At 64.0% G+C, this 8,208-nt stretch carries 9 protein-coding genes; 7 read left to right on the top strand and 2 right to left on the bottom strand.

Annotated elements, in window-relative coordinates; translation table 11 throughout:
* The 3 genes from R1101_RS0111790 to R1101_RS0111780 form a co-directional block, all read left to right on the top strand.
* Positions 1-414 (top strand): SDR family NAD(P)-dependent oxidoreductase (locus R1101_RS0111790; RefSeq protein ID WP_016933633.1); only part of this gene is annotated, 414 nt, incomplete at its 5' end.
* A complete protein-coding gene (locus R1101_RS0111785; protein ID WP_037223047.1) occupies positions 414-1,598 on the top strand; it encodes a low temperature requirement protein A in 1,185 nt (394 codons plus the stop codon). The genes R1101_RS0111790 and R1101_RS0111785, both read left to right, overlap by 1 nt.
* A 127-nt stretch (positions 1,599-1,725) precedes the next feature.
* Complete coding sequence (locus R1101_RS0111780) at positions 1,726-2,358, top strand: hypothetical protein (protein ID WP_016933631.1); 633 nt, start codon at positions 1,726-1,728, stop codon at positions 2,356-2,358.
* 272 nt (positions 2,359-2,630) lie between these two features.
* On the opposite strand, the gene R1101_RS0111775 is transcribed toward R1101_RS0111780, so the two are convergent.
* A complete protein-coding gene (locus R1101_RS0111775) occupies positions 2,631-3,236 on the bottom strand; it encodes a helix-turn-helix domain-containing protein (protein WP_026003175.1) in 606 nt (201 codons plus the stop codon).
* Positions 3,237-3,364: 128 nt separating this feature from the next.
* Between R1101_RS0111775 and R1101_RS0111770 the strand changes: the two genes are divergently transcribed.
* From R1101_RS0111770 to R1101_RS0111755, 4 genes are all read left to right on the top strand, one after another.
* On the top strand, positions 3,365-4,153 hold the full coding sequence (locus R1101_RS0111770; protein ID WP_026003174.1) for an aldolase: 789 nt from the start codon (positions 3,365-3,367) through the stop codon (positions 4,151-4,153).
* Positions 4,154-4,199: 46 nt separating this feature from the next.
* On the top strand, positions 4,200-5,114 hold the full coding sequence (locus tag R1101_RS0111765; protein WP_016933628.1) for a dihydrodipicolinate synthase family protein: 915 nt from the start codon (positions 4,200-4,202) through the stop codon (positions 5,112-5,114).
* An 81-nt stretch (positions 5,115-5,195) separates the two neighbouring features.
* Positions 5,196-5,375, top strand: coding sequence for a hypothetical protein (locus R1101_RS30195; RefSeq protein ID WP_016933627.1), 180 nt, complete (start codon positions 5,196-5,198; stop codon positions 5,373-5,375).
* Positions 5,376-5,694: 319 nt separating this feature from the next.
* Positions 5,695-6,063 (top strand): hypothetical protein, encoded by a 369-nt coding sequence (locus R1101_RS0111755; protein ID WP_016933625.1) that lies wholly within the window; start codon positions 5,695-5,697, stop codon positions 6,061-6,063.
* Between the two features lie 1,228 nt (positions 6,064-7,291).
* On the opposite strand, the gene R1101_RS30975 is transcribed toward R1101_RS0111755, so the two are convergent.
* Positions 7,292-8,020, bottom strand: a complete 729-nt coding sequence (locus R1101_RS30975; protein ID WP_232284731.1) for a cold-shock protein — start codon at positions 8,018-8,020, stop codon at positions 7,292-7,294.
* Positions 8,021-8,208 lie beyond the last annotated feature (188 nt).

The following is an 8,208-nucleotide window of genomic DNA, read 5'->3' as shown; positions in this document are numbered from 1 at the left end:
ACGGCCGACCAGATCCGCCTCGTCTACGAAACCAATGTCTTCGGGCTGGTGCGTGTCACGCACGCATTCCTGCCCCTGTTGCGGGCTGCGACCGCCCCTTCGGTCGTCAATGTCACCAGCGGACTCGGATCGTTCACGATGACCCAGGACCCGGAACGAGTCGAGTCGCAGTACCCGCTCGCCGCCTACGGCTCATCGAAGAGCGCGGTCACGATGCTGACAATGCAATACGCCAAGACCACCCCCGACGTTCGCTTCAACGCGGTGGACCCCGGCCGGACTGCAACCGAATTCACCGGCCGGGTCGGACACAGCGTCGAGGACGGCGCCGAGGCAGCGGTGCGCATCGCCACCCTGGGAGCCGACACGCCCACCGGCACGGTCACCGACCGCGCCGGGGTGCTCCCCTGGTGATGCGACAGGCTCAACGCGGCGACTCCGAGGAAAAACGGGCGGCGCCGCTGGAGTTGTTCTACGACCTCGTGTTCGTCTTCGCCATCAGTCAGGTCTCACACCTGCTGCTGGAGCACCTTACCTGGGCCGGCGCAGGCCGAGCGGTGCTGATCCTCCTCGCGATCTGGTGGTCGTGGAACTACACCACGTGGGCCACCAACGAGCTCGACCCGGAAACCAACGCCGTGCGCATCCTGCTGATCGCTCTGATGCTCGCAAGTCTGCTCATGGCGATCGCAGCACCGGAGGCCTTCGGCAGCAAAGGACTGCTGTTCGCTGCCGCTTACGTCTCGATCCAGGTGGGCCGTCATCTCTTTCTGACGTTCGTCGTCGCCGCGAAAGGCACGATCGAACGCGAACGAGCCGGCCGGATCCTCATCTGGTTGACGGTCGCCGGCATGTTCTGGATCGCCGGCGGTTTCGCCAGTGATGAAGCACGCGTGGGTGTGTGGATCGTCGCACTGGCGCTCGACTACTGCGCGCCGCTCTTCTACTTCCGTGTCCCCGGCCGGCCTCGGTTGGCGGGCGGGACATGGGATCTGGCCACCGACCACTTCGTCGAACGGTTCGGGCTCTTCGTCATCGCCGCCCTCGGAGAGACAATCGTCATCACCGCTACGACCGTGGCCGATCTTCGGCTCGATGTGATGACTGTGACCGCGTTCGGCGGAGCGTTTGTCGGGACGGCGGCCTTGTGGTGGCTGTACTTCACCTCGACCCGAGAGCTGGCTCACAACGCCCTCGCTCGATCCTCTTCTCGAACACAGTTGGCCCGCGACTCCTACACCTACGGGCATGTCCTGATCGTCGCGGGCATCATCCTGACGGCAGTCGGCGACGAGTTGGTCATCACACACCCCACCGATCGCTTGTCGTCCGCACAGATGATTGCGGTCATCGGCGGACCCACCCTCTACCTCGTTGCCCAAACTGTACTTCGGCTACGGGCCACACGAACCATCAGTGCTCCACTGGTGGGTGGAACGCTCGCGTGTCTCGCCATCGGGATCGTCGGCACGGCTCTGCCGGGTGTAGCTGTCAGCGCGCTTCTTGTTACCGTCCTGGTTGCTGTCGTTCTCGTTCAGGAAGCGCAACGAAGAAGGGCCACACAGGAGGTCCGATATCGGTCTCCTTCTGGAGTGTGACGTCGGTCGGGTCGTTCCGCAAACCGATCACCGATGTGCCGGGACGAGCGGTGATCGTGGCTGTCCGTGCCTGTAGCAGTGCCGCCACGCACGACGCAGAGGCGTATGGGGATTCGGGAGGACGTCGATGAGCGGTGACCGTGAGGCGGTGTGGGCGTCGCTGTTGGTGGCTGCAGCGCTCAGCGGCGTCGTCGGCGGTGGGCTCGGAGTCGTGGCAGCGATAGTGGTGGTGGAGGTCTTGCAGGCGCGCCGGGTCGGGTGCTTCCTCACCCGGATCGATGGGCAGGGCAGTTGGAGCTGCCCGGACGGAATCGCTTATGTCGTTCCGGTCCTGGCTACCGTCTCGGTGATCTGGATGATCGTAATGCTGTTCTTCGTGTACCGGGAGTTTCGTGGTGCAGGCGCCGAGAGCCGCTTCCGCGCGGCGACCATCTCGAGCACCGTCGCCGCGGTTCCTCTGATCATCCAAGTGGCGGCGACGGTGCCGGCCGGTGTGGCCGGTGGTGTCGATCCGGGCCTGGTCTCGCTGGGAACCGTGATGTGCGTTGCGGGGATTGCGGTGTTGATATTTCGGCGCCGCAGCCGGACGGGCTTCGTGGTGTCGTGCGCGGTGTCGGCGGTGTCGGCGGTGTCGGCCCTGGTGGTGGCGCCGTCTGTGGTTCTGCTCGCTCCGGTCCTTGTCGCCGGGGCGGGAGCGTTGGTGGCGGCAATCGTGCTCACTGTGACGGGAACACGATCAGGTGATCCGCTGCCGCACTGAGCGGGCGGAACGCGCTGGGTGGGTGCTTGTCGTCCAGCGCGGTCGATTCGTGGTGGACCAGCGCGCGGTTCGGAGGTGATGGCTCCGACCGTCGTCAAGCGCCGCCTCGCCGACGTGCGCCGCCCGGTGTAGCTGTCGGTCGGCGAGTCTCGGGTGCGGAGGCGTGCGTGGGGTGCCTGGGATCGGAGGTTCCCTCGGCCTGCGCCACCGTCGACCGAACCCCGCGCGATCACACTCGGCACCTGATCCGGTTCGGTGCGCGACGTCCGGTCTCAGGCACCCTGAGCGGGGCCGCACCGCCGCCGACTCGACGATGATGTCGTGTCGGGCGATCGATCACCGCCATGGTCGTGTACCACGACGAGAAGTACCGCACGATCGTCGGAAACCGACCGTATGCGATGTGGTGTATTCGAGTCGAAGTACATGCTGTCGCCTTGCTCCAGAACGATCACCCGGTTCGGGATCGTCACCTCCACGACTCCACTCTGGACGAAGATGAACTCCTCTCCCGCATGCTCCATGTACTCGGAGCCGGCTTCGGTGGTCGGATGAACGATGAACGGCTGCATCGACTTCCTGACCATCCGCGTGGCCATCGCGTCGTAGACGGCAGCACTGGTCGAGGCGTCTTCCGGTATCTGCACACGCTCGTTGTGCCGTTCCACTGTCATCACCGTCTCGTCGGGATTCTCGGAGAACAATTGGCCCACATCAGTATCGAGTGCACGAGCGATCTTGAGTGCAACCGCGATCGATGGCGTGCTCAACCCCCGTTCGACCTTCGACAGGTAGCTCTTGGTGAGCCCCGTGCTGCTGGCCAGAGCATCAAGCGTCAAACCCGCTCTGCGCCGATGCGACCTGAGAAACGCTGTCACGTTTCGTCCCTCCTCCTGTACCTCGTGGTCCTGGACAAATCTACTCAAACCCTTCGACGGTTGCATGCAGGACACTTTGTGTCCTATCGTCTACATAGTGTCTTCGTGTCTACGGAAAGGGCGCTCGGATGTCTACGACGATGAACCTCGGTAAGGCCGAGTTGATGGATACCGCCAAGAAGGCGATGCTCACCCAAATCCCCAAAGCTCAATGGACCGATCGTCAGAAGATCGCACTGACCTGCCGAGCGCTGTATGACGCCGGCCACGACTCCGGCCTTGCGGGACAGATCTCGGCGCGCGGAGAGGAGCCGGGCACGTTCCTGACGCAGCGGCTCGGGCTCGGCTTCGACGAAATCACGGAGGGGAATCTCCTTCTTGTGGACGAGGACCTCAATGTTCTCGAAGGTGACGGTATGGCCAACCCTGCCAATCGTTTTCACAGCTGGGTGTATCGCGCGCGTCCGGATGTCAACTGCATCGTGCATACGCATCCACTTCATGTGGCGGCGCTGTCCATGCTCGAGGTTCCCCTGCAGATCTCGCAGATGGACATGGCGCCGCTCTACGACGACTGCGCCTTCCTGCCTGATTGGCCCGGGGTGCCGGTCGGCAACGAGGAAGGTGAGATCATTTCTGCGGCACTAGGGGACAAGCGGGCGATTCTGCTTGCACATCACGGACAGCTCGTGGCGGGCTCCACGATCGAAGAAGCGTGCTCCCTCGCGCACCTGATCGAGCGGGCGGCGCGACTGCAATTGCTCGCGATGGCCGCCGGCGACATTCAGCCGCTGCCGCCTCGCCTCGCAAAGGAGGCTCACGATTGGACGCTCACCCCGCGACGCAGTGATGCGAATTTCGCCTACTACGCCCGCAAAGCACTGCGCTCACATCCGGATGTGATCGAGAACAAGTAATTCCACCACGTTCAGTACGCACCCGCACAACACACTTGGAGCATTAATGACCAGTACCGTCTCCGGAATCGTCGCCTATCCCGTGACACCGTTCGAAACCGCTGACAACGATGTGATCAATGTGGAGATTCTCCGCCTGCTGATCGACCGGATGATCGATGCCGGTGTCGACGCCATTGCGCCTCTCGGTAGCACCGGGGAAGCGGCTTACCTCGATCACAGCGAATGGATAACTGTGGCAACCGAATCCATCCAGACCGCCGAAGGGCGTGTAGCGACGATCGTCGGGGTCTCCGACCTGACCACAGCAGGTACGGTGCGACGCGCGAAGATCGCCGAGCGTCTCGGGGCGACGGCAGTGATGGCTTTGCCGACGTCGTACTGGCGCCTCACCGAGGAGGAAGTGCGAACCCACTTCACCACCCTTGCCGATTCCATCGGAATCCCCGTCATGGTGTACAACAACCCAGCCACGACCGGCATCGACATGCAGCCCGAACTTTTGTTCGATCTGTTCAGCAATGTCGAGAACATCACGATGGTCAAGGAATCGACCGGAGACGTGACGCGCATGCACCGCCTCCGCGAGCTCAGCGGTGGGGAGCTTCCATTCTTCAATGGAAGCAACCCGCTGGCCCTGGAAGCGCTGCGCGCGGGGGCGAAAGGCTGGTGCACGGCTGCGCCGTGCTTGATCCCTCACGAGATTGTCGACTTCTACCGCGTGGTCGCTACAGGAGATGCCGAACAAGCGGACACCATCTTCCGCCGCCTCCGTCCCTTCCTCGACACGATCGTCAGTCGGGGGCTGCCCACCACGATCAAGTCCGGCCTGAAGGGCCTCGGAATCGACGCCGGCCTCCCTCGCAGGCCGCTGCTTCCCCTCGGTGATCCCGAGGCGGGCAGGCTCCGCGACCTCATTGGCGAATGTGTATCGCATGCAGATGTCCCACGCGGCAACTGACAGGGACTTACGCTACCTTGCCGTTCGCTCCGCGCGCTGACCGAACTGCAGGCGTGGACGGCCGGTGCGATCGTCATCGGCGTGTTTACCTCTTCGGATCTCGGACGTGGGTGGCTGCCGCTGGCCGAGACCGGCACCTACCATCTGGTCCCGGCCTTGGTCACCGCGCTCGTCGGCCTGGGCGCTGCGGTGGCCGGGGTGGGACTGCTGCTACGCCGCCGCCAGGGCACACGTGACCCGGCGCCGCTCAGTGCTCGGTGACCGCCGCGCAGGTGATCACCCCCGCACGGTCAGCGGCGCCGGATCGATATCGACTCCGGATCCGGTCGCGATCAGCGCGAACACCACCTGCCGGCCCTCGTCGCGCACCTCGAGGTCGATGCCGTCGGTGCTGTGAAACTGCGGTCATCACGACACCAGACATTCACGTCTTCGATAGCAGCCCGATGGCCTGCGGTCTGCCGGTCGGCAGGTAGGGCGCCATCCCCGTGGGGATAAGTTGGATGCGATCGGTGCGCTCCCGATGTCGCGAGGGGATCCATTGGCATTCAGGAGGATTCAACGAGGGAGCCATGGTTCGATGGCCTATCGTGTGGTCGCGCTGATCGGCATCGCTGTCGGTGCGGTGGTATATGGCGCGGCGTTCTTCGTCAACGCGCCGATCGAGGTCTGCATCGATCAGGCGACACCAGGTGCAGCAGAGGCCGGTTCGCGGGAGGCGACAGCGGCGAGCTTCAGCACGACGTGGGTAGGTATCGTCGGGTCTCGTTGCGAGCTGGCGTTCACGTCGGGCGTTCATGTCGATGACCTCGTCGTGGAGTGGGGCCCGTCAGGTATCGCGATCGTTGGTCTTGTCGTTGCCGTGGTCTCACTGGGGATCTGGTTCCGTTTACGCGGCGGACGTCGACGAGCGAGGGGTGATCGGCTCTATCATCAGTGGTATCCGTGAAGCAGCCCGAGGAAACCCGAGCTTCCGGATGTCCACCGAAGGTTCGACATGTCTGGCGTTGCGATGACCGCCGGAAGCCACCGAACGTCGAACGAAACGGTCGTTACCATAGGAGGTATGGAGCGCTCTGTTCGATCGAACCCATCCTTTGATGAGGGAAGCATCGAAGGACCGAAGACTCGGTCACGAATCGGCCGGCTGTTCCGATGGCTGAGTTTCCGCCTTCGCCACCTCATGGATGATCGAAAGCCCAGTGGATATTCGAGCCTCGCGCCGCGGCGTCCGGACGGCACCCGTGGACCGATCTTTCCCTTCAATTCGAGTGGCGGCGGCGCCGGATCCGGTGGGGCGTAGACCAATGCTCGGGGTTCGTTGCGGGCGGGTGTAGCTGCATCTCACTGCGTCGGGGTCCTCCGGTACGAGGCCCGGACGCAGCGACCGGCTGATCCGAGCGAAAAGTCGTTTCAGTGCAGCGTAAGTCGTTGATCGGAGCCGTCGGCGAAGCCCGGTGCAGTTCCACGATCCGGCGACCGGACTTGACGTCGCCGTTTCGGACGGGGGTCCTCGCGAGCGTATTCGCCGCGCGCTCTCGATCGCCCGAATGGCGAAGAGGATTACCGATCGCGGACGATCGTCGAAGAATCGGCCCCGCAGAACACGTCCTGTACTGGCCGGTCGAACACGGCACTGACATGCATTGCCAGGTCCGAACTCGGCCGCTGGTCTCCCCGCTCGAGTGCGCCCGATCGTCTGTGCGTGCGCCCCGCTCAGTGCCGCCGGTTGTCGGTGGGACAGTCCGTGCTTGCGCCGTAATTCCCGAACACTGTTGCCGAGGCGACGTGTTGTCCCGTTCCGAGGCATGCGTCCATTTCAGAAAAACCAACGAAAAACAATGTTCTGAAACTGAATGATGGGTTGGCCTGGGCAGAACAGGTCGTGTCGGATCCCGAGACCGACCGTAAGTTCCCCGGCCGAGGGAACTGTCGACCGGCGCGCTACGCCTTTTCCTATCAGCTGCCGCACGTTCATTGCCGCGTCGTCAAGCCTGCCGCGAGGCCGGCAACCCCTCGCGACCGGCCTCGTCCATGTGGTGAACCTTCGCCGACACGGTCGGAGCTTTGCGACCTTGACGTCTTCGGTCATCGGGTGGCTGCCAGCCGATTGTGCGTCGTAGCGGATTCCCCACCCGCCCATGTTGGGGATCTCGTGTCGATCATCCGGTCCGGTTTCAGCCAGGTTGCTCTATCCGGGTGGCCCGATAATGGTAGCCGTCCTGATCGGTGACCTGTTCCCAATCGAGGACCACGGTGGCTCCGACGGCTACGGTACGAAAGCCCTCGCCGATGATGGTGCTGTAATGCGCCCAGCATCCGCCGGGGGTCTGGTCGGAATCGATCACTCCCCAGCCCTGTTCGTCGTTCCACGCCCGGACCGTGCCGACAGTTTGGCCGGTCACCCGAGACGAGTCGGGGACAGGGGCGGAGGGTTCGTCGGTGAAGTGCTCTTCCTCGATGCGGCCGTCGGGATGAACCGACCACGCCCGCGCCCCGAATCCGGCAGGACGACGGACCGGTTGTTCTCCGGCCGGCCATGCCCGCACACACTCGAATTCGAATTCGACACCCGCCGCCGGGTTCTCGGCGCGGACCCATTCGAACTCCACCTCGTGGCCCGGCGTCAGAGCGGGAAACCCGTCCACCGCCACGGCCGCGAAGTCGACATGACATCCCCCGGGAACCTCATCGCCGTCGATCACACCCTGCATGCGCTCGAGATCCCAGCTGCGAACCACACCTCGACTCGACACCGCGCCGTGATCTCCCGCCCCGGTTTCCTCGACACTGTCGCCGGCTGCAACCCCATCGGGGCCGGATACAGCACCGACCGTCCATATCCCCACTGCTGCGACCGCGGTCAGCATCACCGCGGCAGTGACGGCCCGTACCGCTGTGCGCACCACGTCTCCTTCCGCCTCGGTGATCCCCGCATTCCGACACTGGCGACGACTGCGGTGCGGAAAGTCCGGGTGTGCACCACCGGACTTCCCGTCGGCCCACGCACAACGGGGAGGAATGCGCGGACCGAGCGGCCCCGTCGCTCCGAGGAGGGAGAAGGAGCGGGGACCACCGATAACCACATATGGAC

The organism is Rhodococcus sp. R1101, from assembly GCF_000278445.1.
GTDB classification, from domain to species: Bacteria; Actinomycetota; Actinomycetes; order Mycobacteriales; family Mycobacteriaceae; genus Rhodococcus; species Rhodococcus gordoniae.
The sequence above is the reverse complement of the archived record's forward strand: the minus strand, read 5'-3'. Positions and strand labels throughout refer to the sequence as shown.

What these genes read in the sequence shown, in the direction of transcription:
- R1101_RS0111785 (WP_037223047.1), top strand. Translation starts at nt 414, where the DNA reads ATGCGACAGGCTCAACGCGGCGACTCCGAGGAAAAACGGGCGGCGCCG.
- R1101_RS0111780 (WP_016933631.1), top strand. Translation starts at nt 1,726, where the DNA reads ATGAGCGGTGACCGTGAGGCGGTGTGGGCGTCGCTGTTGGTGGCTGCA.
- R1101_RS0111770 (WP_026003174.1), top strand. Translation starts at nt 3,365, where the DNA reads ATGTCTACGACGATGAACCTCGGTAAGGCCGAGTTGATGGATACCGCC.
- R1101_RS0111765 (WP_016933628.1), top strand. Translation starts at nt 4,200, where the DNA reads ATGACCAGTACCGTCTCCGGAATCGTCGCCTATCCCGTGACACCGTTC.
- R1101_RS0111755 (WP_016933625.1), top strand. Translation starts at nt 5,695, where the DNA reads ATGGCCTATCGTGTGGTCGCGCTGATCGGCATCGCTGTCGGTGCGGTG.